This is a genomic window from Aeromonas sp. QDB17, from assembly GCF_027705305.1.
GTDB classification, from domain to species: Bacteria; Pseudomonadota; Gammaproteobacteria; order Enterobacterales; family Aeromonadaceae; genus Aeromonas; species Aeromonas caviae.
This window is the reverse complement of record NZ_JAPDBP010000004.1, coordinates 146,920-171,437: the sequence shown is the minus strand read 5'-3', so window position 1 is coordinate 171,437 and position 24,518 is coordinate 146,920. Positions and strand designations below refer to the sequence as shown.

21 protein-coding genes and 1 tRNA gene are annotated in these 24,518 nt (G+C 62.4%); 10 read left to right on the top strand and 12 right to left on the bottom strand.

Annotated features, from left to right (window positions below; translation table 11 throughout):
- Positions 1-3 precede the first annotated feature (3 nt).
- The 3 genes from cysN to cysG form a co-directional block, all read right to left on the bottom strand.
- Complete coding sequence (gene cysN / locus OKC41_RS05605; RefSeq protein ID WP_270671776.1) at positions 4-1,431, bottom strand: sulfate adenylyltransferase subunit CysN; 1,428 nt, start codon at positions 1,429-1,431, stop codon at positions 4-6.
- Positions 1,432-1,454: 23 nt separating this feature from the next.
- Positions 1,455-2,423, bottom strand: a complete 969-nt coding sequence (gene cysD / locus OKC41_RS05600) for a sulfate adenylyltransferase subunit CysD (RefSeq protein WP_104454738.1) — start codon at positions 2,421-2,423, stop codon at positions 1,455-1,457.
- A 104-nt stretch (positions 2,424-2,527) separates the two neighbouring features.
- Positions 2,528-3,952 (bottom strand): siroheme synthase CysG, encoded by a 1,425-nt coding sequence (cysG, locus tag OKC41_RS05595; protein WP_029314805.1) that lies wholly within the window; start codon positions 3,950-3,952, stop codon positions 2,528-2,530.
- 197 nt (positions 3,953-4,149) lie between these two features.
- On the opposite strand from cysG, the gene OKC41_RS05590 reads away from it, so the two are divergent.
- Both OKC41_RS05590 and OKC41_RS05585 read left to right on the top strand, forming a co-directional pair.
- A complete protein-coding gene (locus OKC41_RS05590; protein ID WP_029314806.1) occupies positions 4,150-5,073 on the top strand; it encodes an SPFH domain-containing protein in 924 nt (307 codons plus the stop codon).
- Entirely contained in the window at positions 5,070-5,525 is a 456-nt protein-coding gene (locus OKC41_RS05585; protein ID WP_010675601.1) for an NfeD family protein, read from the top strand. Before OKC41_RS05590 ends, OKC41_RS05585 begins: the two co-directional genes overlap by 4 nt.
- 80 nt (positions 5,526-5,605) lie before the next feature.
- Here the strand turns inward: OKC41_RS05585 and OKC41_RS05580 are convergent, their stop codons facing one another.
- The 3 genes from OKC41_RS05580 to OKC41_RS05570 form a co-directional block, all read right to left on the bottom strand.
- Positions 5,606-5,851, bottom strand: a complete 246-nt coding sequence (locus OKC41_RS05580; RefSeq protein WP_010675602.1) for a hypothetical protein — start codon at positions 5,849-5,851, stop codon at positions 5,606-5,608.
- A gap of 306 nt (positions 5,852-6,157) precedes the next feature.
- Positions 6,158-7,207 carry an oxidoreductase gene (locus OKC41_RS05575; protein WP_041213888.1) on the bottom strand — a complete coding sequence of 350 codons (1,050 nt, stop codon included), beginning with the start codon at positions 7,205-7,207 and terminating at the stop codon, positions 6,158-6,160.
- 102 nt (positions 7,208-7,309) lie between these two features.
- On the bottom strand, positions 7,310-8,473 hold the full coding sequence (locus tag OKC41_RS05570; protein WP_039040832.1) for a multidrug effflux MFS transporter: 1,164 nt from the start codon (positions 8,471-8,473) through the stop codon (positions 7,310-7,312).
- 234 nt (positions 8,474-8,707) lie between these two features.
- Here OKC41_RS05570 and rdgB point away from each other — a divergent pair, with 234 nt between their 5' ends.
- Both rdgB and hemW read left to right on the top strand, forming a co-directional pair.
- Positions 8,708-9,304 carry an RdgB/HAM1 family non-canonical purine NTP pyrophosphatase gene (gene rdgB, locus OKC41_RS05565; protein WP_010675605.1) on the top strand — a complete coding sequence of 199 codons (597 nt, stop codon included), beginning with the start codon at positions 8,708-8,710 and terminating at the stop codon, positions 9,302-9,304.
- A 132-nt stretch (positions 9,305-9,436) separates the two neighbouring features.
- A complete protein-coding gene (hemW, locus tag OKC41_RS05560; protein WP_270671775.1) occupies positions 9,437-10,582 on the top strand; it encodes a radical SAM family heme chaperone HemW in 1,146 nt (381 codons plus the stop codon).
- Positions 10,583-10,805: 223 nt separating this feature from the next.
- Here hemW and OKC41_RS05555 read toward each other — a convergent pair whose 3' ends face one another.
- The 3 genes from OKC41_RS05555 to zntR all read right to left on the bottom strand — a co-directional run bounded on the left by OKC41_RS05555 (position 10,806) and on the right by zntR (position 12,095).
- A complete protein-coding gene (locus tag OKC41_RS05555) occupies positions 10,806-11,024 on the bottom strand; it encodes an alternative ribosome-rescue factor A (protein WP_042016330.1) in 219 nt (72 codons plus the stop codon).
- 107 nt (positions 11,025-11,131) lie between these two features.
- The gene (locus OKC41_RS05550) at positions 11,132-11,668 is read right to left on the bottom strand and encodes a dihydrofolate reductase family protein (RefSeq protein ID WP_270671774.1); all 537 of its coding nucleotides are present in this window, start codon (positions 11,666-11,668) and stop codon (positions 11,132-11,134) included.
- Positions 11,658-12,095: a Zn(2+)-responsive transcriptional regulator gene (gene zntR, locus OKC41_RS05545; protein WP_010675609.1), complete on the bottom strand. Its 438-nt coding sequence runs from the start codon at positions 12,093-12,095 to the stop codon at positions 11,658-11,660. Before zntR ends, OKC41_RS05550 begins: the two co-directional genes overlap by 11 nt.
- Before the next feature lie 431 nt (positions 12,096-12,526).
- Between zntR and purH the strand changes: the two genes are divergently transcribed.
- From purH to OKC41_RS05515, 6 genes are all read left to right on the top strand, one after another.
- Positions 12,527-14,119 carry a bifunctional phosphoribosylaminoimidazolecarboxamide formyltransferase/IMP cyclohydrolase gene (gene purH, locus OKC41_RS05540; protein WP_010675610.1) on the top strand — a complete coding sequence of 531 codons (1,593 nt, stop codon included), beginning with the start codon at positions 12,527-12,529 and terminating at the stop codon, positions 14,117-14,119.
- A 104-nt stretch (positions 14,120-14,223) separates the two neighbouring features.
- On the top strand, positions 14,224-15,513 hold the full coding sequence (gene purD, locus OKC41_RS05535) for a phosphoribosylamine--glycine ligase (protein WP_042864962.1): 1,290 nt from the start codon (positions 14,224-14,226) through the stop codon (positions 15,511-15,513).
- A 406-nt stretch (positions 15,514-15,919) separates the two neighbouring features.
- Positions 15,920-16,294 (top strand): cytochrome b562, encoded by a 375-nt coding sequence (locus OKC41_RS05530; RefSeq protein ID WP_039040825.1) that lies wholly within the window; start codon positions 15,920-15,922, stop codon positions 16,292-16,294.
- Positions 16,275-16,829: a cytochrome b/b6 domain-containing protein gene (locus tag OKC41_RS05525; protein WP_270671773.1), complete on the top strand. Its 555-nt coding sequence runs from the start codon at positions 16,275-16,277 to the stop codon at positions 16,827-16,829. The genes OKC41_RS05530 and OKC41_RS05525 overlap by 20 nt, the downstream gene beginning before the upstream one ends.
- A 266-nt stretch (positions 16,830-17,095) precedes the next feature.
- Positions 17,096-19,672, top strand: coding sequence for an alpha amylase C-terminal domain-containing protein (locus OKC41_RS05520; protein ID WP_201894656.1), 2,577 nt, complete (start codon positions 17,096-17,098; stop codon positions 19,670-19,672).
- Positions 19,673-19,819: 147 nt separating this feature from the next.
- Positions 19,820-20,290 (top strand): tetratricopeptide repeat protein, encoded by a 471-nt coding sequence (locus OKC41_RS05515; protein WP_039041048.1) that lies wholly within the window; start codon positions 19,820-19,822, stop codon positions 20,288-20,290.
- A gap of 47 nt (positions 20,291-20,337) precedes the next feature.
- Here the strand turns inward: OKC41_RS05515 and OKC41_RS05510 are convergent.
- The 3 genes from OKC41_RS05510 to dnaG form a co-directional block, all read right to left on the bottom strand.
- Positions 20,338-20,414: transfer RNA gene (locus OKC41_RS05510), tRNA-Ile, on the bottom strand.
- A 194-nt stretch (positions 20,415-20,608) separates the two neighbouring features.
- A complete protein-coding gene (gene rpoD, locus OKC41_RS05505; RefSeq protein WP_263639565.1) occupies positions 20,609-22,504 on the bottom strand; it encodes an RNA polymerase sigma factor RpoD in 1,896 nt (631 codons plus the stop codon).
- A 183-nt stretch (positions 22,505-22,687) separates the two neighbouring features.
- A complete protein-coding gene (gene dnaG / locus OKC41_RS05500) occupies positions 22,688-24,475 on the bottom strand; it encodes a DNA primase (protein ID WP_201894655.1) in 1,788 nt (595 codons plus the stop codon).
- Positions 24,476-24,518: the final 43 nt, after the last annotated feature.

Sequence of the window (24,518 nt, the reverse complement as noted above, 5' to 3'; positions counted from 1 at the left end):
GGCTTACTCCTTGCCGGAATCGTTGCTGATGGTCAGCGCCTGCCAGTGGGGGAAGTGCTTGCGCACCAGGGCGTTGAGCTCCACTTCGAACTCGCTGTATTGCCCTGCCATCACCTTGGCCGCCAGCCCTTCCACTATCATGCCCGCGCCCACGGTGACGTTGGTCAGCCGGTCGATGAGGATGAAGCTGCCGGTGTCGCGGATCTCCTTGTAGGGGTCGAACGCCACCGGGTCGGTCAGGCTGAATTCGCACAGGCCGATCTCGTTGAGCTTGAGCTCGGAGGCGGGCAGCTCGTCGAGCTTGTTGATCTCGATACGGTGGCGGATGGCCTCCACCTGGCCACGGCTCTTCTTGGTGGCCAGCTTGACGTCATAGACCCGGCCCGGTTGCAGGGACTCTTCCCCCATCCAGACGATGTGAGCCAGCACGTTCTGGGTCACCTGGGGCTTTTTCGCCGCATCCACCAGCAGGTCGCCCCGGCTGATGTCGATTTCGTCCGCGAAGGTGACCGTGATGGCCTGACCCGGCAGGGCGTACTCCAGATCCCCGTCGAAGGTGACGATGCGGGTCACCGTGCTCTCTTTGCCTGACGGCAGCACGGCAAGCTTGTCGCCCACCCGCAGGATGCCGGAGGCCAGGGTGCCCGCGAAGCCGCGAAAATCGAGGTTGGGGCGATTCACGTACTGCACCGGCAGGCGCACCGGGTGACGCTCCAGCTCGCGCTCCACTTCGGCAGACTCCAGCAAGGAGAGCAGGGTCTCGCCCTGGTACCAGGCCAGCTTGTCGCTCGGGTTCACCACGTTGTCACCGTCCAGGGCCGAGACCGGCACGATGTGGATGGTGTCGACGCTGAGCTTCTTGGCGAATTCGCGGTACTTCAAGCTGATGCGATCGAACACCTCCTGGCTGAACTCCACCAGATCCATCTTGTTCACTGCCACCACGAACTGCTTGATGCCAAGCAGGCTCGCGATAAAGCTGTGGCGGCGGGTCTGATCCAGCACCCCTTTGCGGGCGTCGATCAGGATGATGGCCAGATCGCAGGTGGAGGCGCCGGTAGCCATGTTGCGGGTGTACTGCTCATGGCCCGGGGTATCCGAGATGATGAATTTGCGCTTGGCGGTGGAGAAATAGCGGTAGGCCACGTCGATGGTGATGCCCTGCTCGCGCTCCGCCTGCAGGCCGTCCACCAGCAGGGCCAGGTCCAGCTTCTCGCCGGTGGTGCCGAGCTTCTGGCTGTCGGACTCCAGCGCTTTGAGCTGATCTTCATAGATCTGCTGGGAGTCGTGCAGCAGGCGGCCGATGAGGGTGCTCTTGCCGTCGTCCACGCTGCCGCAGGTGAGAAAACGCAGCAGGCTCTTGTGCTGCTGGGCGTGCAGGTAGGCTTCAATGCCCTGTTCGCTGATGGCGGTCTGAATGTGGTTGTTCATGTTGCGATTCCTTAGAACATTTTTTAGAAATAGCCCTGACGCTTCTTCTGCTCCATGGAGCCGGCCTGATCGTGGTCGATGAGCCGCCCTTGCCGCTCGCTCGAGGTGGTGATCAGCATCTCTTCGATGATCTCCGGCAGGGTGGTGGCATTGGATTCGATGGCCCCGGTCAGCGGGTAGCAGCCGAGGGTACGGAAGCGCACCAGCTCCTGCTTCACTTCGTCTTCCGGGCCGATGGGCATGCGATCGTCATCCACCATGATCTTGATGCCGCCGCGATCCACCACGGGGCGCATGGCCGCGAAGTAGAGCGGGACTATGTCGATGTTCTCGAGATAGATGTATTGCCAGATGTCCAGCTCGGTCCAGTTGGAGAGCGGGAAGACACGGATGCTCTCCCCCTTGTTGACCTGGCTGTTGTAGACGCGCCACAGCTCCGGGCGCTGGTTCTTCGGATCCCAGCGGTGGGACTTGTCACGGAAGGAGTAGACGCGCTCCTTGGCACGGGATTTCTCCTCGTCGCGACGGGCACCACCGAAGGCGGCATCAAAGCCGTATTTGTTGAGCGCCTGCTTGAGCCCCTCGGTCTTCATGATGTCGGTGTGCTTGCTGCTGCCGTGCACGAAGGGGTTGATGTCCATGGCCAGACCGTCCGGGTTCTTGTGGACGATGAGATCCAGCCCGTACTTCTTGGCGGTCTCGTCCCGGAACTTGATCATCTCCTTGAACTTCCAGTTGGTGTCCACGTGGAGCAGGGGGAAGGGGATCTTGCCCGGGTAGAAGGCCTTGCGGGCCAGGTGCAGCATGACGGAGGAGTCCTTGCCGATGGAGTACATCATCACCGGGTTTTCAAATTCGGCGGCCACCTCGCGGATGATATGGATGCTCTCGGCTTCCAGTTGCTGCAGGTGAGTCAGTCGCTCGCGGGTGACACCTGCACGGATGCTCTGTGCATCGGATGGCTGCAGTTGGGTCAGTCTTTCACGGTCCATGTCTGGGTCCTCGGTTCATTGCTAACGCGCCTGGTCAGGGCGCGGTGTTGGTTCAGTTCGGTGCCGCCTTGGCCGCACCGTCAAATCGATTCGGGTCTCGCCTCTCAGGCCAGGCTCACCAGCTTGAGCTCGTGGCCGCTTTCTGCCTCCTGCCCTTGCCCCTGCTCGCCAAACCAGGCGAGTTGCTGGCGCAGGGCCACCACTTCACCGATGACGATAAGCGACGGGCTCACCGCCTGCTGGGCCAGTTCGGCCAGATCCGCCAGGGTGCCGGTCAGCACCCGCTGGCGGGCCGTGGTGCCCCGCTCGATGATGGCGATAGGGGTGGCGGCGCGTCGGCCATGGCTCACCAGTTGCTGCTGGATATGCTCGGAGCGCATCAGCCCCATGTAGATGACCAGGGTCTGGTTGGTGGCCGCAAGCTGCTGCCAGTCGGGCTCCTTGCCCTCCTTCTGGCAGTGGCCGGTGATGAAGACGGCGCTCTGGGCATGGTCGCGGTGGGTGAGCGGAATGCCCGCATAGGCGGTGGCACCGGCGGCGGCGGTGATGCCGGGCACCACGGAGAAAGGAATGCCCTCCTCGGCCAGCACTTCCAGCTCCTCGCCGCCACGACCGAACATGAAGGGATCGCCCCCCTTGAGGCGCACCACCCGGTTGCCCGCTTTGGCGTATTCCACCAAGAGGCGGTTGGTCTCTTCCTGGGGCACGCTGTGGGCACCCGCCTTCTTGCCGACCGACACCAGGGTGGCGTCGCGGCGCACCAGGTCCAGGATCTCGGGGGAGACCAGCTGGTCATAGAGCACCACTTCGGCCTGTTGAATCTGTTGCAGCGCCTTGAGGGTCAGCAGGCCAGGATCCCCCGGGCCCGCCCCCACCAGCACCACTTCCCCCACTTCGGTACGGGCTTTGTCCAGTCCCTCGTTCAGCCACTGCTCGGCACCCTGCCAATCGGCTTTCTCAATCAGACCGGCCAGGGTGTTGGAGGCAAAGGCGCGCTCCCAGAAGCGGCGGCGATCGGAGAGGGAGGCCAGCACCTGCTTGGCCCGGCTGCGCACCCGGCCGGAGAGCTCCGCCAGACCGCCAAGATGGCGGGGCAGCAGGCTCTCGAGCCGCTCGCGCAACAGGCGCACCAGCACGGGGGCCTTGCCGCCGCTGGAGACGGCCACCACGATGGGGCTGCGATCGATGATGGAGGGGAAGATAAAGCTGGAGCGCTCGGGGTCATCCACCAGATTGACGAACAGACCGCGCTCGGTGGCGCTCTGGTAGACCAGGGCGTTGACCTCGAGATCGTCGGTCGCGGCCACCACCAGGATCTGCCCTGCCAGGTGGGCCGGGTCGAAACGCGCCGCCACATGGGTGAAGCGACCGGCAAATTCATGGAACTCGGGCTCGAGTACGGGAGAGACCAGGGTGATCCGGGCACCTGCCGCCAGCAGCAGGCGCGCCTTGCGCAGGGCAACCTCGCCCCCGCCCACCAGCAGTACCGGGCGGCCTTCCAACCTGGCAAACATAGGTAAATAATCCATCAGGGCCCGCTCCTCGGCATCGCGACATCTGGGGCGACTATAGGCAGGAGCGCTTATCCCTCAAAATAATAAAAAATGCTCTTTAATGCGTTTTGGTAATTAGTAAAGCCGTGTGGCGGCAATAGAGAAGCGAATCTGCTTGTGGTGGATGGCACCAGACCCTAGGCTAGTGAAAGTGTTTCATAAGGAGCTTAATCATGAATGAGTCATTGATTGTATTGGGGATCTTCATATTCCTAGTACTCGCCACCCTGAGTGCCGGCATCAAGATAGTGCCCCAGGGTTACAACTGGACCGTGGAGCGCTTCGGCCGCTACACCCGCACCCTCTCCCCGGGCCTCAACCTGCTGATCCCCTACATCGACCGCATCGGTCACAAGATCATCATGATGGAGCAGGTGCTGGACATTCCGGCCCAGGAGGTGATCTCCCGGGACAACGCCAACGTCACCATCGACGCCATCAGCTTCGTGCAGGTAGTGGATGCCCGCAAGGCGGGCTACGAGGTCAATGATCTCACCAGTGCCATCCGCAATCTCACCATGACCAACATGCGGACCGTGCTCGGCGCCATGGAGCTGGACGAGATGCTCTCCCAGCGCGACACCATCAACGAGAAGCTGCTGCGCACCATGGATGCGGCCACCGCCCCCTGGGGCATCAAGGTGACCCGGATCGAGATCAAGGATGTGCGCCCGCCGCTCGCCCTGGTAGAAGCCATGAACGCCCAGATGAAGGCCGAGCGCCAGAAGCGGGCCGAGGTGCTGGAGGCCGAAGGGGTGCGCCAGTCCAAGATCTTGAAGGCCGAGGGGGAGAAGCAGTCCCAGATCCTGAAAGCCGAGGGTGAGCGTCAGGCCGCCTTCCTCGCCGCTGAAGCGCGGGAGCGGGCCGCCGAGGCGGAAGCCAAGGCGACCCACATGGTCTCCCAGGCGATCGCCGAGGGCGACATGCAGGCCATCAACTACTTCGTGGCCCAGAAATACACCGAGGCCCTGGCCCGCATCGGTGAAGGCCCCAACAGCAAGATCATCATGATGCCCCTGGAAGCGGGCAGCCTGATAGGCTCGGTGGCGGGCATGGCCGAGCTGTTCAACAAAGACGGCAAGGCGGGCAAATCATGACAGCCCTGTTCGAGGGGCTGACCCACTGGCACTGGCTGGGGCTCGGCTTCGTGCTGCTGGCCATCGAGGTGATGGGGTCGGTGGGCTTTCTGCTCTGGACCGGCATCGCCGCCCTGGAGGTGGGGCTCTTGCTGCTGGTCTGGCCCTTCGGCTGGCAGGCGCAGTTGCTGCTCTTCGCCCTGCAATCCCTGCTCACCACCTGGGCCTGGTGGCGCTGGCAGCATCGCCGGGATCGCTCCGGGCTGGATGCCGCCGCTCCCATCAACGAGCGGATGCAAAGCTACATGGGCCGCGAGCTGACCCTGCTGGACGAGGTCAGCCAGGGGATGAGCCGGGTGCATCTGGACGACACCGTCTGGACGGTGCGCTGCAACGCGCCGCTGCCGGCCGGCAGCCGGGTCAAGGTGGTGGGGGCCGACTCCCACATCCTGCTGGTGGAACCCCTCGGCTGACCGGGCAACGCCCCGCCATGGCCATAAAAAAACGGGCCCGGCGCGAGTGCGCCTGGCCCGTTTTTCAATGAGGTGCTGGCTTAGTTGGCCTTGGCATCGCTCACGGCAGCTTCAGCCTTGGTGGCCACGTCAGCGGCAGCCTTCTCGACAGTAGCGGAAGCTTCGGAAGCAGCCTTCTCGACGGTAGCAGACGCTTCGCTAGCGGCTTTCTCGACAGTGGCAGCAACGTCTGCGGCCGGGGTCGCAGCCGGAGCGGCAGCTTCTTCTTTCTGACCACAGGCGGTCAACATCAGACCCAGGATACCGGCTACCAGTACTTTGTTCATGTGCATACCCTCAAAAAAAGATGGAGAGATGGTGCAGGGACCATCACTGTACGCCCCGGCTCCTGTCGGCACACCGGCCGCTGGAGCCCGAAGGCGCGCGAAATATATCCCCATATGCGGCCGATGAAAACGCGTATCACAATGATATTTTCTCGTTGGCATGATAAGAAACACTGCTGCAACGACAAATATTAATATAAAACACCCATTCATCACCAAATTCGCACAACAAATCGCCAATTACCTGACGATTGCCAGTCAGCCATTGTCTTTCTGTCAGGCTCTCGGCGCTGTCGGATAACGCCGTCAGTCAGACAGCTTCTGACAAGGCAGGCGCCGCCCCTGCTGGTCGCTCTCCCGGGCCAGGTCCAGCAAGGCCATCACCGCCAGGGCCTCGTCGGCCGGCACCGGGTTCTCCCCTTCTCCCCGGATGGCGGCGCAGACACCGCGATAGTAGGCGCCGTAGTCCCCCGCCTCGCCAGCCACGGTCTGCTGCACGAGCTGACCGTCCCGGATCTGGCTGAGCTGGCCGGGGGCGGGATCCACACCCCAGTCCGCCGCTGGAGGCCGCTTGCCCTCCTTGAGCTGCTCCTCCTGCACGTCCATGCCGAACTTGATGAAGGAGCCCTGACTGCCGTGCACCACGAAGCGGGGCATCACGGCCGACACCAGACAACTGCCGTGCAGAATGACCCGCATCTCGCCGTAACCCAGCACCACATGGAAGTAGTCGTCCGCCAGGGCCCCGGGGCGCTGCTTGCCCAGATCCGCCTGCAACCAGTCCGGCTGGCCGAACAGCTGGAGCGACTGATCCAGGATATGAGGGCCGAGATCGAACCAGAGACCGGAGCCCGGGCCGCCCGCCTCGCGCCAGCGCTGGCGCACCTCGGGGCGATAACGGTCGAAGTGGGATTCGAACTGGGCAACTTGCCCCAGCGCCCCCTCCGCCAGCAGACGGCGCACCGTGAGGAAATCCCCGTCCCAGCGTCGGTTGTGGAAGATGCTGAGCAGCCGCTGCTGCTTCTCCGCCAACTCGACCAGCGCCTTCGCTTCGGCCAGATCCAGGGCAAACGGCTTGTCGATCACCACGTGCTTGCCCGCCAGCAGGGCCTCGCGAGCGATGGGGGCATGGGTGTCGTTGGGGGTGGCGATCACCACCAGATCGAGGCTGTCATCGGCCAGCACCTGCTCCAGGGTGCCGACCCGGGTGCCGGGCAACGCGGCCTGTACCTTGGCGGCATCCCGGCTCACCACCCAGCGCAGGGTCAGGCCCGGGGTCGTGGCCAGGAAGGGGGCGTGAAAGGTCTGTCCTGCGAAGCCGTATCCCACCAGGGCGGCGTTGATTGTGTGGCTCATCCGGTTTTCTCCACGGGTCTGTGATCATGCGAGGCAGGCGGGTCGCCTGAAAAAGAGAAGGGGGCTCAAGGCCCCCTGAGTGTGCTCATCAGAGCACAGGATTTATTGCAAACACAAGCGCCGGCCCTGGCGGGTCATCAGCATCACCAGCGGGGGCAGCAGCAGCCACATGTGCAGGGCCAGCTGGCTCAGGGGATCCGGCATCAGCCAACCGGTGATCCCCACCAGGGCGCCGGAGCCGCTCATCTGGAACAGGCCGAGCAGCGCGGCCGCAGTGCCGGCGCAGTGGCCGAAGGGGGCCAGCGCCATACCCGCGGCGGCGCCCAGGATCATCGCAAAGCCGATGCTGGAGAGGAACACCGGGCCCATCATGGCCAGCGGGTGCGGGATGTGCATGGCCAGGGTCAGGGTGATGGCGGAGAGCAGCAGCACCAGCAGGCCAATGCGCAGGGTCCGTCTTGGCCCTACCCGGGCGATGAAGCGCGGGGCCAGGAAGCAGGCCAGGATGTTGAGGGCCGCATTGGCGGTGAACCAGTGACTGAAGCCACTCATGTCCAGCCCCAGGGTCACCATCAGTTGTACCGGCGCCGCCGTCACGTAGGCGAGGATCACCGCCATCGCGAGCATGCACAGCGCCGCATTGAACAGGAAGCTCGGGGAGCGCAGCACCGGGCTGTAGCGGGACCAGCTGATGAGCGGGCCAGCACTGCTGGTCTCCTCAGGGCGGGTTTCCGGCATCCGCCACAGCAGCCAGCTGCCGACCACGACGGCGTAACCGGCCATGAACCAGAAGTTCGCCGACCAGCCCGCCTTGGCGGTGAGCCAGCCACCCAGCAGGGGCGCCAGTGCGGGGATAAAGCAGATGGCACCGTTCAGATAGGAGATCATCTGACCGCTCTTCTTGGGGCCATAGCTGTCACGGACCACCGAGAAGGCGGCCACCGAGGTGGCGCAGGCCCCGAAGCCTTGCAGCACCCGCGCCAGCATCAGCTCGCCCAGGCTGGCAGCAAAGCCGGCTGCCAGGGCGCTCAGGCCATAGAGCAGCACGCCCCCCAGGGCGATGGGTTTACGCCCGTAGCGATCGGCGAGCGGCCCCACCAGCAGTTGCCCCAGCCCCATGCTGAACAGGAACCAGGTAATGGTGCCCTGCATCAGGGTCACTTCGGCCCCCAGCTGCTCGGCCATCTGGGGAATGGCAGGCAGATAGATGTCGATGGCCAGCGGGCTGAACAACACCAGGAGTACAAGCAAAAGAATCAATGGCATCAGTCACCTCAAGCCCTAGGAATATCGATTGGGCCGCGAGTCTACTGACTCAGAGTAATGAATTGAAATGGTATTTAATCACTTCGGTTATTCCCTGCTGGAAACATGTATCTCTTCTACCTCTCAGGGGGTGGAACCCGGATCCCCCGTTGGCACCGGATCCCGGGCAATTGGCGCTTTTACTAAACCCCTCCCCCGCATAGAATGCGCAGATTATTTTTGCGGAGGTGTGTGATGAACAAGCTTGTCCTGGCAACAGGGAACCAGAAAAAGGTGAAGGAATTGGCCGCCATGCTGGCCGATATGAAGATCCAGGTGATCCCGCAGAGCGAGTTTGCAGTCTCCGATGCCGACGAGACCGGCACCACCTTCGTCGAGAATGCCATCATCAAGGCCCGCCACGCCGCCCGCGTCACCGGCCTGCCCGCCGTGGCCGACGACTCCGGCCTCGAAGTGGATCTGCTGCACGGCCGCCCCGGCGTCTACTCCGCCCGTTTTGCCGGTGCCGGTGCCAGCGACAAGGAGAACATCGACAAGCTGCTGGCCGAGCTCAAGGGCGCGCCGGATTACCTGAAAAGCGCCCGCTTCTGGTGCGTGCTGGTCTACATGCGCCACGCCGACGATCCCACCCCCATTATCTGCCAAGCGAGCTGGGAGGGGATGATCATCGACGAGCCCCGCGGCCAGCACGGCTTCGGCTACGACCCCGTGTTCTTCGTGCCCGACCACGACTGCACCTCGGCCCAAATGCCGGCGGAGCTAAAAAACCAGCTCAGCCACCGTGGCCAGGCGCTGGCCAAGCTCAAAGCGGCCCTGGCAGCGGTCAACTAAAGCGCTGTCTCCCGCCGCGTTGTCATCTACAATGGGGGCCGTCGGCCCCCGTTTCATTCGCGGCGCCCCGCCCGTTGTCACCGGCAACCAGGGCCACCCGACCCCTTTTGATTGTTGAATACTGGAAATCCCATGCTGCAACTGCCGCCCCTCTCCCTCTATATCCACGTGCCCTGGTGCGTCCAGAAGTGCCCCTACTGCGACTTCAACTCCCACGCCCAGAAGGGGGAGCTGCCCCACCTCGAGTACGTGGCGGCCCTGCTGGAGGATCTGGAGCAGGATCTGCACTGGGCCCAGGGGCGCCCCCTCTCCTCCATCTTTATCGGTGGCGGCACGCCGAGCCTGCTCTCCGTCGACGCCATGCAAGCGCTGCTGGACGGGGTGCGCGCACGCATCGCACTGACCCCGGACTGCGAGATCACCATGGAGGCCAACCCGGGCACGGTGGAGGCGGACAAGTTCGCCGGCTTCCAGCGGGCCGGTATCAACCGCATCTCCATCGGGGTACAGAGCTTCCAGCAGGAGAAATTGACCCGCCTCGGCCGCATCCACGGCCCCGAGGAGGCGCGCAAGGCCGCCGAACTGGCCCACGCCATCGCGCTTCCCACCTTCAACCTGGATCTGATGCACGGCCTGCCGGATCAGAGCCTGGACGATGCGCTCTACGACCTGCAACAGGCCATCGACTGCGCGCCGCCGCACCTCTCCTGGTATCAGCTCACCATAGAGCCGAACACGGCATTCGCCTCCAAGCCCCCCACGTTGCCGGAAGATGACACCCTGTGGGACATCTACGAGCAGGGCCACGCCATGCTGACCGCCCAGGGCTATCAGCAGTACGAGATCTCGGCCTATGCCAAAGAGGGGTATCAGTGCCGCCATAACCTCAACTACTGGCGCTTTGGCGACTATCTGGGGATCGGCTGCGGCGCCCACGGCAAGGTGACGGATCTTGCCAACCAGCAGATCCTGCGCACCGCCAAGGTGAAGCATCCGAAAGGTTATCTGGATCCGAACCGCCCCTATCTGGACAGCCAATGGCAGGTGAGCGCGGACGATCTGCCCCTGGAATACTTCATGAACCGGTTCAGACTGTTTGAACCGGCCCCCAAGGCGGAGTTCGAGGCCTTCACGGGGCTACCGCTGGAGCGGGTAGAGACCATGCTCGCCATCGCCCGGACCAAGGAGCTGATCGAGGATCTCGGCGACAACTGGCAGCTCACCCCCCTCGGCCATCGCTACCTCAACGTGCTGCTCGAACTCTTTATGGATGAGTGAAAACTTGTTCACGATCTTGCTGCGAAGCCGTGATCAAGGTTCATGCACTGCTCGGAATCCTCACGTATGTCTAACGCTCCGGTTCCTGCGCTGCTCTTCACCTTTCTGACAGCTTCTCGCGACAGGTCGTGAGCCAGTTTTGTAAAACCGTGTTTCTACATAACAATCAGGGCGCCATTGGCGCCCTGATTGTGTTAACTGATGCCTTGCGGCAGGAACCCGCTCAGCAGCAGACGCTTACCATCTGCTGCTGGCCGGGCTCCCACCGCTTGCCGTGCTTGGCCTTGCGCTGATAGCTGCCCTTGCCCTTCTTGCTCGGTTCGACCCGGGCCTGGAACAGGGGGGAGGTCACCAGTGCCTTGAGGTGGTTGTCCTGAATGATGCCGCGCTGATGTTCGCAGGCGGGTTCGGCGGTGACACAGGTCACCTTCTTCTTGGCCATATGGGCTCCTTGATGGGGTTGTCATGTTTGCCTATCGCCCCTGTCTGGAAGGGCCGGTGGCGAAAAACGCGCCGATTGTGCACCTCTTGCCTCCCCCGTGCAAGCTGTCAGGCGGGGTGATAGATAACCCGCACCAGGCCGCTTGGCAGCACGGCGCTTGACACCGTTCTCAGCGCGCCGGGCAGGGATCCTGCAAAGAGCGGGATCCCGCCCCCCAGGGTGACCGGTACCCAGAACAGGGTCAGCTCGTCCACCAGGGCCCCCTGCAGACCCTGCCTCACCAGCTCCCCGCCATCCAGATAGAGGTGACGGCTTCCCCCCTGCCACAACTCTTCCAGCACCTGCGCCAGCGCCCCCTGCCGAAAGGAGACCCGAGGACGGGGGTCGGCGGGCCTGTGGGTCAGTACCACCAGCGGCTTGTCCCCGTAGGGCCACTCGGGAAAGGCGCTCACGATATCGTAGGTGTTGCGCCCCATCAGCAGGGTGTCCGCGCTCGCCATCAGGGCACTGTAGCCGGTCTCCTCCGGCCCGTCGCCACCATAGGGGGCCAGCCATGCCAGATCGCCCCCCTCCCCGGCGATGAAACCGTCGAGGGAGAGGGCGAGAAAGGCGGAGACCCGGGGCCGGCGCAGCTCAGTGCTCATGGTCGTGGTGCTCATGACGGGAGGGGGCACCGGACTCCAGGGTCTCGAGGATGGCGCAGTGCTCCGCCGAGCGCGGGCCGCCGCAGCAGATGTCGGAGAGGGCCTTCAGGTTCTCGCGAAAACGGGTCAGCTCCAGGAGCTTCTGCTCCACCTGTTCGAGCTTGGTGTCAGCCACCGCCTTCACTTCCTGGCAGGTGACCTTGGCCTTGTTGGTGTCCAGGGCGAGCAGCTCGCCGATGTCCGCGAGGGAAAAGCCCACCGACTTGGCGCGGATGATGAACTCCAGCCGCCGCTTGTCCTGCTCGCCGTAGAGGCGATAACCGGATTCGTTGCGAATGCCCGGCGAGATGAGGCCGTTCTTCTCGTAAAAGCGCAGGGTGTCGGCCTTCACCCCGCACGCCTTGGCCAGTTCACCGATCCGATACATGGTCCTCTCCCCCCGCATGACATTCCCGACATGGTACTCAATATAAACCGGCCTCCACTATCACCTCTTTGCCCGGCGATTGCCAGTCAAAGGCAGGAAAGCAGCAGCTAACCCCTCACTTGCCGGCCATTTATCCCCAAAACACTGAAAAGACAAACGTTTCACAAAAATTCACCAGAAAACGTTTAACGCCGCATCCCACAAGGGTTTGTCTCTTTAAAAAATCCACCACAGGTCACATTTTTTGTGTAGAATACGCGCCCACAAGAGAGCGTCGCGTCAAGCGGGCATTTCCTAAAACGCTTTTGCCAACGGCGCCCCGGGCGAGAGTGGTTTGCGAAATCCCCCACTTCCATTTATTTGGGGACTCTCTGTGTGTTGAGCCTCGCCTCCCATGGAACGGTCCCCGTTATGCTGAGGACGATAGTGTGATGGAACAAGCTCGACCCATTCGCCGTGCACTGCTGAGTGTGTCTGACAAGACTGGCATCCTGGAATTTGCCAAGGCACTCGACGCGCGTGGTGTGGCCCTGCTCTCCACCGGTGGAACCGCCAAGCTGCTGGCCGATGCGGGCCTGCCGGTGACCGAGGTGTCCGACTACACCGGATTCCCCGAGATGATGGACGGCCGGGTCAAGACCCTGCATCCCAAGGTACACGGCGGTATTCTCGGCCGTCGCGACCGGGATGACGCCATCATGGCCGAGCACGCTATCTCCCCCATCGACATGGTCGTCGTCAACCTCTATCCCTTCGCCGCCACCGTGGCCAAAGCCGGTTGCACCCTGGAAGACGCCGTCGAGAACATCGACATTGGCGGCCCGACCATGGTCCGCTCCGCTGCCAAGAACCACAAGGACGTCACCATCGTCGTCAAGGCCTCCGACTATGACCGCGTCATCGCCGAGATGGATGGCAACGGCAACAGCCTGACCCTCTCCACCCGCTTCGATCTGGCCATCGCCGCCTTCGAGCACACCGCCGCCTACGACGGCATGATCGCCAACTACTTCGGCACCCTGGTGCCCTCCTACGGCGAAAACAAGGAAGGCGACGAAGAGTCCCGCTTCCCCCGCACCTTCAACAGCCAGTTCATCAAGAAGCAGGACATGCGCTACGGCGAGAACAGCCACCAGGCTGCCGCCTTCTACGCCGAAGAGCAGGCCGCGCCGGGCTCGGTGGCAAGCGCCATCCAGCTGCAGGGCAAGGCCCTCTCCTACAACAACATTGCCGACACTGATGCGGCGCTGGAGTGCGTGAAGGAGTTCAGCGAACCGGCCTGCGTCATCGTCAAGCATGCCAACCCCTGCGGCGTCGCCATCGGTGACGACCTGCTGGCAGCCTACGATCGCGCCTACCAGACCGACCCCACCTCGGCCTTTGGCGGCATCATCGCCTTCAACCGTGAACTGGACGGCGAGACCGCCGCGGCCATCGTCGCCCGCCAGTTCGTGGAAGTGATCATCGCCCCCAGCATCAGCCAGGCAGCCCGCGAGGCGGTCGCCGCCAAGCAGAACGTGCGCCTGCTGGAGTGCGGCCAGTGGACTGCCCCGGCGCAAGGCTTTGACTTCAAGCGCGTCAACGGCGGCCTGCTGGTGCAGGAGCGCGATCTGGGCATGGTGACGCTCGGGGATCTGACCGTGGTCAGCCAGCGTCAGCCCACCGAGGCCGAGTTGCAGGATCTGCTGTTCTGCTGGAAGGTCGCCAAGTTCGTCAAATCCAACGCCATCGTCTACGCCAAGAACGGCCAGACCATCGGCGTCGGCGCCGGCCAGATGAGCCGCGTCTACTCTGCCAAGATCGCCGGCATCAAGGCCGAGGATGAAGGGCTGACCGTGGCGGGCTCCGTCATGGCCTCCGACGCCTTCTTCCCGTTCCGCGACGGCATCGATGCCGCCGCTGCCGCGGGCATCTCCTGCGTCATCCAGCCAGGTGGCTCGATGCGCGACCAGGAGGTGATCGACGCCGCCAACGAACACGGCATGTGCATGGTGTTCACCAACATGCGTCATTTCCGTCACTGACAGCCCAGGGCCGCCGATGGCGGCCCTGCCTCTTTAGCACCGGATCCTTTCCACTGGCAGTGCCACCGCAGCGCCAGTGAACTCAGACAGAAGCGAGCGAGACGATGAAAGTACTGATCATTGGCAACGGCGGCCGTGAACACGCCCTGGCCTGGAAGGCCAAACACTCCCCCCTGGTGACCCAGGTCTTCGTGGCACCGGGCAATGCGGGCACCCAGCTTGAGCCGGGCATCGAGAACGTCGCCATCCAGGCCACCGACATCGAGGGCCTGCTGGCCTTCGCCAAGGCGAACCAGATCGGCCTCACCATCGTCGGACCGGAAGCCCCCCTGGTGAAAGGGGTGGTCGATGCCTTCCGCGCCGCCGATCAGACCATCTTCGGCCCGACCGCCGCCGCTGCCCAGCTGGAAGGCTCCAAGGCCTTCACCAAGGACTTCCTGGCCCGCCACGCCATCCCGACCGCCGATTACCAGAACTTCACCGAGGTGGAGCCGGCGCTGGCCTATCTGCGCGAGAAGGGCGCCCCCATCGTCATCAAGGCCGACGGTCTGGCCGCCGGCAAAGGGGTGATCGTCGCCATGACCCTCGACGAGGCGGAAGCGGCGGTGCGTGACATGCTCTCCGGCAATGCCTTCGGCGATGCCGGCGCCCGGGTGGTGATCGAGGAGTTCCTGGACGGGGAAGAGGCGAGCTTCATCGTGATGGTGGACGGCGAGCACGTGCTGCCCATGGCCACCAGCCAGGATCACAAGCGCGCCTTCGACGGCGACACCGGCCCCAACACCGGCGGCATGGGGGCTTACTCCCCGGCGCCCGTGGTGACCGACGAAGTGCACCAGCGCGTGATGGAGCGGGTGATCATGCCGACCGTGCGCGGCATGGCGGCCGAGGGCAACGTCTACACCGGCTTCCTCTACGCCGGCCTGATGATCGATGCCGAGGGCAACCCCAAGGTGATCGAGTTCAACTGCCGCTTCGGCGACCCAGAAACCCAGCCCATCATGCTGCGGATGCAGTCCGATTTGGTGGATCTCTGCCTCGCCGCCTGCGCCGGCCAGCTGGATCAGAAGGAAGCCGTCTATGACCCTCGCGCCGCCATCGGCGTGGTGCTGGCAGCGGGTGGCTATCCCGGCGACTACGCCAGCAACCACCCCATCAGCGGCCTGCCGGTGGACGAAGTGGCAGGGGAGAAGGTGTTTCATGCAGGCACCCGCCTGGAAGGACACACCAGCCTGACCCAGGGTGGCCGCGTGCTGTGCGCTACCGCCCTCGGCCACACGGTGCAGGAAGCCCAGCAGCGGGCCTATGCCCTGGCTGGTCGCATCCAGTGGGACGGCATCTTCTATCGCAAGGACATCGGCTGGCGTGCCATCGAGCGCGAGCAGGCCGAATAAGGGCCGGATCCCGATCACTCAAAGGGCCTGCGGGCCCTTTTTTTGTTGCACGGCGTCTGTGCGGGCAGTGGAATCGTCCATGCATAATGACTTTAATAAACAAAAACACCGTAAAAGCTCACATAACGTTAAAAAACCGATGCGTGATAAATAATGGCAGCATGATTCACTGCCTGCGGCCCCCTTCCCGGGCCAGATGCGCGCCCTTGTATCCCCTGCAGGAGGCGAGATCCGGTGGCCGTTCTCTTTCGGCTACATTCCCACAGCAATCCCCTGCACAATTCGTCACAATTGGTCGCACTTTCTTCATACAATGATCGCCCTTTCATGGCATCATGATGCGTGAAACCGCACTCAAATGAGTGCTATAACAACCTGCAATCTCGTCGTCTCATAAGGAAATCCCATGCTGAAAACTGTGCGTCCCCTGCTGCTGCCCCTGATGTTCGGCCTGATGGCCCTGCCTGCCATGGCTGGCGATCTGGAGCAGCCGATGAAGAAGATCGGCTTCAACTACAAGCAGGCCGTCAAGGCTGACGACGCGGCCACCATGGAGAAATACATCAAGGAGATGAAGGCCCAGCTGGACGTCGCCAAGGGCAAGAACATGCCCGCCGCCAAGAAGGAGAAGTTCCTGGAAGGCATGACCGAAGTGCAGACCGAGCTGGATGCCAGCCTGGCAGCCCTCCAGGCCGGTGACGAAGCCAAGGCGCGCGAGCACCTGGCCAAGGTCAACGACCTGAAGAAGGAGTACCACAAATATGCCAAGCAAAAAGGCTGATCCCTTCCACTGGGATGCTCTGGTGCGCCTCACCCACTGGGGTGTGGCGGCCATCTGTATCGGCAACCTCTGGCTCAACGAGGCGGGCGAGGAGTGGCACGAGCGGATGGGATACGCCGTCATGGTGCTCATCGGCATACGCCTGCTGTGGGGGCTCACCTTTGCTCGCGGCCACGCCCGCCTGCGTGCCCTCATCCCGAGCCGGGAGGATTTTCGCCATCAGGCCGACGCCCTGCGCGAACGGACCCCGCCCACCCCGGGCCATCACGGCAGCGGCAAGCTGGCAGTCTGGGCACTCTGGCTGCTGGTACTCGCCACCGCAGGGACCGGCTGGTTCCAGAACACCGAGACCGGCTTCGATCTGGGGGCGGACGACTGGCACGAGTGGTGCACCTGGGCACTCCAGGGCATGATCGCCCTGCACCTGTGCGCCATCGCCTACACCTCCTGGCGCCAGCGCAGCAACCTGGTCACCCGCATGCTGCCAGGGCGTCGTGCCCGGGCCAGTGGCGGGCAGCAGGAACCCAACGTCTGAACGTTCACGGGGCCCTGCGGGGCCCCTGTTCATCCCCTTCGCTACCTGCTTGACGGGATCTCGCACCGATCTGCCCCCCTCTGCCCCCTCCTGCTGCCACCGAATGGCATGAAAGCATTTTCATTCACATTTCTTAATTAATTCAGCCTGTTCGATTTTCAACCACGTCGATTTCATGAATGCTACGGAGCTGAACGAGGTTGTTTGTTGTCCGTTCGACTACACGACAGTGATACGTCAATAACAAGATCGAAGGGAAAATCGTCATGCACAACACACTGTTTCGAACCGCCCTGCTGGCGGCGGCACTCGGCTCTTTCAGCCACACTGCCAGCGCCGAAGGAGTCATGGTTCACCTGTTCCAATGGAAGTTCAACGACATCGCCAACGAGTGCGAGACCGTGCTCGGGCCCAAGGGGTTCGGTGGCGTCCAGATCACCCCGCCCGCCGAGCACAAGCAGGGCAGCCAGGTCTGGTGGACCGTCTATCAACCGGTCAGCTTCAAGAATTTCAACAGCTTCGGCGGTAGCGAGGCAGAGCTCAGAAGCATGATCGCACGCTGCAACGCGGCCGGGGTCAAGGTCTATGCCGACGCCGTCTTCAACCAGCTGGCATCGGGTTCGGGCACCGCCACCGGCGGCGGCAGCTACAACTCGGGGCAATACCAATATCCCCAGTTCGGCTACAACGACTTCCATCACAGCGGCGACATCACCAACTACGGTGACAGCAACAACGTCTGGAACGGCGCCCTCTACGGTATGCCGGACCTCAATACCGGCTCATCCTACGTCCAGGATCAGATCGCCACCTACATGAAGACCCTGCTCGGCTGGGGCGTGGCGGGCTTTCGCATCGATGCGGCCAAGCACATGGCGCCGGCCGATGTGAAGGCCATCCTCGACAAGGCGGGCAGCCCCAGGGCCTACCTGGAGGTGATCGGCGCAGGCGGGGAGTCCCCCGACATCCAGCCGGGCCGCTACACCTATATCGACACCGTCACCGACTTCAAATACGGCACCGATCTCGCCGCCAACTTCAACGGCCAGATCAAGAACCTCAAGACCCTGGGCGAGAGCTGGGGCCTGCTCCCCTCCAACAAGGCCTTCGTCTTCGTGGTCAACCACGACCGCGAACGCGGCCACGGCGGTGGCGGCATGCTCACCTTCATGAGCGGTGCCCGCTACGATCTGGCCAACACCTTCATGATGGCCTGGCCCTATGGCTGGAAGCAGGTAATGTCGGGCTATCGCTTTGAAAACATGGGCACCTATGAAACCGACAAGGGGGCGCCGGGCAGCACGCCTTGCACGGACAGCCAGTGGAACTGCGAACAGCGCCGACCGACCATCATGAACATGGCCCTGTTCCACAACCGGACCGAAGGCCAGCCCGTCAGCAACTGGTGGGACAACGGCAACAACCAGATAGCCTTCAGCCGCGGTGACAAGGGCTTCGTCGCCATCAACAACGAGAGCGGCAGCCTGGTGGCCTCGGTGCAGACCGGCCTGCCGGCCGGCGAGTACTGCAACCTCCTGGGGGGCAATGACTACTGCAGCGGCGGCTATGTCACCGTCGACGGCAGCGGCAAGGCCAGCCTGAACGTCCCCGGCATGAAGGCGGCCGCCATCATCGCCGGTTGCACCAAGGCCAGCCCCTGCGGCGGTTCCGTCCTGCCGGGCAACAAGTTCAGCAGCATGAACCTGCGCGGCACCCACAACGCCTGGGGCAACACCCCCATGACCGTCGATGCCAACCGTGTCTGGTCCGCCACCCTCACCCTGACCGGCAACGGTGACGCCACCGGTGCCCAGCGCTTCAAGTTCGACGTCTTCGGCAACTGGGCCGAGAACTACGGCGACAACGAAGGGGATGGCATCGCCGACAAGGGCAGCAGCAAGGATATCCTGGTCAGCGGGGCGGGCACCTACCGCATCACCCTGAGCGAGAGCGATCTGCGCTACACGGTCACCCCCCTCACCAGCAACCAGGCACCGGTCGCCGCCCTCTCCCCCAAGACCCTCAGCGTCAAGGCGGGGGAGAGCGTGGTGTTCGACGCCTCCGCTTCCAGCGATGACGGCGGCGTGGTGAGCTACAGCTGGTCCAGCGGGGGCACCGCCGCCACCGAGACAGTCCGGTTCGATACCCCGGGTACCCATACCGTGACGGTCACCGTGACCGATGCGGAAGGGTTGACCGCCAGTGCCAGCGCCACCGTGACCGTCACCGATGACAACGGCACCTACGCCAGCGTACTGCCCACCCTGAACTTCCGCGGCACCCCCAATGCCTGGGGCTCCCTTGCCATGACGCTGGTCGCCGACAATCAGTGGGAAGCCCTGGTCACCTTCGACGGTCAGACCAACCAGCGCTTCAAGTTCGACGTCAAGGGGGACTGGACCCAGAACTACGGCGACACCAACAAGGACGGCGTGGCCGAACTGACCGGCAGTGACATCCTCACCCCGGTCATCGGCCAGTACCGGGTACGTTTCAACGATCAGACCCTGCAATACAGCCTGACTCCGGTGAGCGTCACCTATGCCAAGAATGTCGCCAGCCTCAACATTCGCGGCACCACCAACAACTGGGGCACCACCCCCATGTCCCTGGTCGGGGATCACCTCTGGCAGGCCAGCGTCACCTTCACCGGCAGCGGTGATGGCAACGGCAGCCAGCGCTTCAAGTTCGACGTCAAGGGGGACTGGACCCAGAACTACGGCGACACCAACAAGGATGGCGTGGCCGAGCTGGCCGGGGCAGACATCACCACGGCAGTGGTCGGTGCCTATGTGGTGCGCTTCAACGACCAGACCCTGGCCTACAGCCTGAGCGCCCAGTAAGGCTGGACACACGCCAGGGCCATTTCGCCCCGGCGCCGAACCAGGCCTCCCGCCATCGGCGGGAGGCCTTTTTCATGGCCCCATGACCCGTTCCCCGCCAGCCTGTCGGCAGGCATACTGCTCCTTCATCCCCATGCAGGAGCACATATGAAACAGTTGAACACCCTCAAGGCCGAGGGACGGATCGAGGAAGCCCGTCAGCACGGTCTGCTGCAACTCATCGCGCACCCGGCCCACGCCGAGCTGCATTACGAAGTGGCCGGACTGCACGACATGCTGGGGCGAGAGGCACAGGCCATTCCCCTCTATCAGAAGGCCGTGTCGCTGGGGCTTGGCGAGTCGTCGCTGCGCGGAGCCCTGCTTGGACTAGGCAGCTCCTATCGCACCACGGGCCGTCATGCCGAGGCGCTGGCCACCTTTGACGAGGCCCTGTCCCGCTTCCCCGATGCCGTGGAGTTCAAGGTGTTTCGTGCCATGACCTGCTACAACCTGGGGCGCAGCAAGGAGGGAATGGAGACGCTGCTGGGGATCCTCGCGACCACCACCACGGATCCCGCCCTGTTCCCCTACCGGCGCGCCATGGCACTCTATGCCGAGGATCTGGACAGGCGCTGGTGAGCGCCAGAAACGACAAAGCCGCTCAAAAGAGCGGCTTTGTCTGAAAATGGTGGCCCCTGGGGGACTTGAACCCACGACCAATCGATTATGAGTCGACTGCTCTGACCAACTGAGCTAAGGGGCCATTGATGCTGGTTAGCGGCGTGGATTATAGGGGATGGCGGATACCCCGTCCATAGTCAGATCAACCACTTGGCGAGATTTCATCCATATTCAAGCGGTTCCATGACCCCTCTTCACGCCCATGCCACCACGGATAAAACAAAGCCCCGCATGGCGGGGCTTTTTGTTGCTATGTCAGGCTGACAAAACCCGGGACTACTCGTCCAGGAAGCTGCGCAGCACTTCCGAGCGGCTCGGATGGCGCAGTTTGCGCAGGGCCTTGGCTTCGATCTGACGGATACGCTCACGGGTGACGTCGAACTGCTTGCCCACTTCCTCGAGGGTGTGGTCGGTGTTCATGTCGATACCGAAGCGCATGCGCAGTACCTTGGCTTCCCGTGCGGTCAGCCCGGCCAGCACTTCGCGGGTCGCGTTGCGCAGGCTCTCGCTGGTGGCCGCATCCGCTGGCAGAGCAAGGGTGGTATCTTCGATGAAGTCGCCCAAGTGGGAGTCTTCATCATCACCGATGGGCGTCTCCATGGAGATGGGCTCCTTGGCGATTTTCAGTACCTTGCGGATCTTGTCTTCCGGCATGCCCATGCGCATGGCCAGCTCTTCCGGGTTCGGTTCACGACCCATCTCCTGCAGCATCTGGCGGGAGATACGGTTGAGCTTGTTGATGGTCTCGATCATGTGCACCGGGATACGGATGGTACGGGCCTGATCCGCGATGGAGCGGGTAATGGCCTGACGGATCCACCAGGTGGCATAGGTCGAGAACTTGTAGCCGCGACGATATTCGAACTTGTCGACCGCCTTCATCAGACCGATGTTACCCTCCTGGATAAGATCCAGGAACTGCAGACCGCGGTTGGTATACTTCTTGGCGATGGAGATAACCAGACGCAAGTTAGCCTCGACCATCTCTTTCTTCGCACGGCGGGCCTTGGCCTCACCAATGCTCATGCGGCGGTTGATATCCTTGATCTGGGCAATCGACAGACCGGTCTCTTCTTCGATCTGCTGCAGCTTGCCGATGGAACGCAGTACTTCTTCGTCCATCTCGAGCAGGCGGGGAGACCACGCCTTGCCGGCCTGCTTCTGGTATTCGAACCAGGCAGTTTCGCACTCGTTGTTGGTGAAGGCCGCGACGAAGGTCTTCTTCGGCATCTTGGCCTGCTCAACGCAGAGCTTCATGATGATGCGTTCCTGCACGCGGACACGCTCCATCATCTCCCGCATGTTGTTCACCAGGCGATCGAACTGCTTGGGCATCAGGCGGAATTGACGGAAGACATCGGCCAGCTGGGCGATGGCATTCTGGGTGTCGTCGTGGGCACGGCCATTCTGCTGAATGGAGAGACGAGTCACCTCGTACTGGGCACGCAGTTCACCGAATTTCTCGCGAGCGACTTCCGGATCCGGGCCACCGTCGCCGTCATCGTCGGAGTTGTCACCGTCTTCGTCTTCGTCCTCATCTTCGTCTTCGTCTTCGTCGGCGAGGTCGTCCTCGCTGAGCTCGGAGCCGATATGAGTGGCGGTCGGCGCCACGTCATCCACTTCGTTCGGATCGATGAAGCCGGAGATGATGTCGGACAGGCGAAGCTGCTCGGCTTCGTACTTGTCGTACTGTTCGAGCAGGTAAGTGATGGCTTCAGGGTACTCGGCGACGGAGCTTTGTACCTGGTTGATACCGTCTTCAATCCGCTTGGCGATGTCGATCTCGCCTTCGCGGGTCAGCAGTTCGACGGTACCCATTTCCCGCATGTACATGCGGACGGGATCGGTCGTGCGACCAATCTCAGATTCAACAGATGCCAGAGCCTGGGCCGCTGCTTCGGCAGCGTCCTCATCGGCGGTACCACCTTCAGCCATGATAAGGTCATCGGCATCCGGAGCGTTTTCAACCACTTGAATGCCCATATCGTTGATCATCTGAATGATGTCTTCGATCTGGTCTGAATCGACAATGTCTTGCGGGAGGTGATCGTTCACCTCGGCATAGGTCAGGTAGCCCTGTTCTTTACCTTTGGCAACGAGGAGTTTAAGCTGAGACTGCGGGGTTTGCTCCATAGAACTCATCCGGTTGGTGTTGCTAGGTTGCGCGTACAGTGCGCTGCTGCGCAAATAGCCAATTCTAATAGAAAACCGCCAGACATGCTATGTCTGGTTGCGGCGTTGGTCATGAGAAACCCCTGCCCGCAGTGTTGTCGGGGCCAGGTGGTTATAAAGTGTTTGCTTTCAATCCCGTCTATTCGGGCAACGCTATTCATATTGGGACTGCTCACTCAAATATCAAGCCCCACTCTCATTTCTTTTCTCAATCTGCACCTCTCTGATCAGCATCATCAGCTCCTGAGTTTCCTCAGAGCTTAGCCCTTCCTGCGCCACCTTGGCCTGCAATTCTTCGATCCGTTGCTTCAGGAAAAGGTTGATGAAACCGACAAAGGTATCCTGCAATTCTCCCAGAATATCGGGCTCCTGGTCGAGCTTTACCTCTTCAAACAGGTCATGCATCGCCAGTTGGGCAAGTATTTCTCCCTCTTTTGTGCCACGCCAATGCTCCAGCAGGATACCCGTTGTCACTCTCGGCTGGATCAGGATCTGCTGGTGCAGTTGCAGCAGGAAAGGGATCCCCTGCAGGCGCAGCCCGGCCAACTCGGGCATGGCCGGCAGCTCGGCGGTGATCGCCGGATACTGCACCATCAGGGCCAGAGCCCTGCGGATCGGCGTCAGCTTGGTCGCCTTGGGTTTGTTGACTTCCACCTTGGGCTGGCTGTTGCGGGCAAACAGCTCGGTAATCCGCTGCTTGTTTTCTCCCCAACGCATCATGCTGGAGAGTCGGGTAATCAACCCCTCACGAGTGAAACCTTCCGGTACCCGACGAATCAGCTCGGCGGCCTTGTTGGCCACTTCAAACTTGCCTGCCTCACCGGAAAGAGCCGCATCGCGCCCGAGGCGTTCGAACATGAAATCCGCAAACGACTGGGCCTTGTCGAGCAGCGCTTCGAACCCCTCCTTGCCGATCTGGCGTACCAGCGAGTCGGGATCCTCGCCATCCGGCAAAAAGACGAACTTGAGTTCACGGCCATCCTGCAGATGGGAGAGCGCGTTATCCAGCGCCCGCCAGGCCGCTTCCCGACCGGCGTTGTCGCCGTCGTAGCAACAGACCACCTCTGCCGTGGTACGGAACAGGGTGTGGATGTGATCGCTGGTGGTCGCAGTCCCCAGTGCCGCCACCGCATAGTCGATGTCGTACTGGCCGAGCGCCACCACATCCATGTAGCCTTCCACCACCAGGATCCGGCGCGGATCCTTGTGTGCCTGCTTAACCTCATAAAGGCCGAACAGCTCTCGCCCCTTGTGGAAGATGGGGGTTTCGGGGGAGTTCAGGTACTTGGGCGTGCCATCCCCCAGCACTCGGCCACCGAAGCCGATGACCCGGCCGCGTTTGTCCCGGATCGGAAACATGATGCGATCGCGGAAACGATCGTAGCTGCCCGGGCCGCTGTCACGGGGGATCAGCATACCGCCCGAAATCAGCAGTTGTTCGTGATCCCTACTGGCGCCAAAGCGGCGACGCACCTGATCCCAGTCCCCAGGGGCATAACCGATGTTGAAGCGCTTGACCACCTCGCCAGTCAGGCCCCGGCCTTTCAGATACTCCACCGCCTGAGGCGCGTTCTTGAGATTGCTCTCGTAGAAGCGCGCAATCTGGTTCATCAGCTCGAACAGATCCTTGCTGACGGCTGGTTGGCTATGGCTTGATCCACCCGCCGTTTGCTCACGGGGAACCTGCATACCGTGCAGGCTTGCCAGCTCTTCGATGGCATCGGGGAATTCCAGGCCGTCGTACTCCATGACAAAGCCGATGGCATTGCCGTGGGCACCACAACCGAAACAGTGATAGAACTGCTTCTCCTGGCTGACGGTAAAGGAGGGGCTTTTTTCGTTATGAAAAGGGCAGCAAGCCTGGTAGTTCTTACCGGCTTTCTTCAACCGCACACGGGAGTCGATCAACTCGACTATGTCCGTGCGTACGAGCAGATCATCGATAAAGGATTGCGGGATCCTGCCAGCCATAACCGTCCTGTTTCATTGCATAGGAAATAAAAAAGCCGCGCAT

What these genes read in the sequence shown, in the direction of transcription:
- cysN (WP_270671776.1), bottom strand. Translation starts at nt 1,431, where the DNA reads ATGAACAACCACATTCAGACCGCCATCAGCGAACAGGGCATTGAAGCC.
- cysD (WP_104454738.1), bottom strand. Translation starts at nt 2,423, where the DNA reads ATGGACCGTGAAAGACTGACCCAACTGCAGCCATCCGATGCACAGAGC.
- cysG (WP_029314805.1), bottom strand. Translation starts at nt 3,952, where the DNA reads ATGGATTATTTACCTATGTTTGCCAGGTTGGAAGGCCGCCCGGTACTG.
- OKC41_RS05590 (WP_029314806.1), top strand. Translation starts at nt 4,150, where the DNA reads ATGAATGAGTCATTGATTGTATTGGGGATCTTCATATTCCTAGTACTC.
- OKC41_RS05585 (WP_010675601.1), top strand. Translation starts at nt 5,070, where the DNA reads ATGACAGCCCTGTTCGAGGGGCTGACCCACTGGCACTGGCTGGGGCTC.
- OKC41_RS05580 (WP_010675602.1), bottom strand. Translation starts at nt 5,851, where the DNA reads ATGAACAAAGTACTGGTAGCCGGTATCCTGGGTCTGATGTTGACCGCC.
- OKC41_RS05575 (WP_041213888.1), bottom strand. Translation starts at nt 7,207, where the DNA reads ATGAGCCACACAATCAACGCCGCCCTGGTGGGATACGGCTTCGCAGGA.
- OKC41_RS05570 (WP_039040832.1), bottom strand. Translation starts at nt 8,473, where the DNA reads ATGCCATTGATTCTTTTGCTTGTACTCCTGGTGTTGTTCAGCCCGCTG.
- rdgB (WP_010675605.1), top strand. Translation starts at nt 8,708, where the DNA reads ATGAACAAGCTTGTCCTGGCAACAGGGAACCAGAAAAAGGTGAAGGAA.
- hemW (WP_270671775.1), top strand. Translation starts at nt 9,437, where the DNA reads ATGCTGCAACTGCCGCCCCTCTCCCTCTATATCCACGTGCCCTGGTGC.
- OKC41_RS05555 (WP_042016330.1), bottom strand. Translation starts at nt 11,024, where the DNA reads ATGGCCAAGAAGAAGGTGACCTGTGTCACCGCCGAACCCGCCTGCGAA.
- OKC41_RS05550 (WP_270671774.1), bottom strand. Translation starts at nt 11,668, where the DNA reads ATGAGCACTGAGCTGCGCCGGCCCCGGGTCTCCGCCTTTCTCGCCCTC.
- zntR (WP_010675609.1), bottom strand. Translation starts at nt 12,095, where the DNA reads ATGTATCGGATCGGTGAACTGGCCAAGGCGTGCGGGGTGAAGGCCGAC.
- purH (WP_010675610.1), top strand. Translation starts at nt 12,527, where the DNA reads ATGGAACAAGCTCGACCCATTCGCCGTGCACTGCTGAGTGTGTCTGAC.
- purD (WP_042864962.1), top strand. Translation starts at nt 14,224, where the DNA reads ATGAAAGTACTGATCATTGGCAACGGCGGCCGTGAACACGCCCTGGCC.
- OKC41_RS05530 (WP_039040825.1), top strand. Translation starts at nt 15,920, where the DNA reads ATGCTGAAAACTGTGCGTCCCCTGCTGCTGCCCCTGATGTTCGGCCTG.
- OKC41_RS05525 (WP_270671773.1), top strand. Translation starts at nt 16,275, where the DNA reads ATGCCAAGCAAAAAGGCTGATCCCTTCCACTGGGATGCTCTGGTGCGC.
- OKC41_RS05520 (WP_201894656.1), top strand. Translation starts at nt 17,096, where the DNA reads ATGCACAACACACTGTTTCGAACCGCCCTGCTGGCGGCGGCACTCGGC.
- OKC41_RS05515 (WP_039041048.1), top strand. Translation starts at nt 19,820, where the DNA reads ATGAAACAGTTGAACACCCTCAAGGCCGAGGGACGGATCGAGGAAGCC.
- dnaG (WP_201894655.1), bottom strand. Translation starts at nt 24,475, where the DNA reads ATGGCTGGCAGGATCCCGCAATCCTTTATCGATGATCTGCTCGTACGC.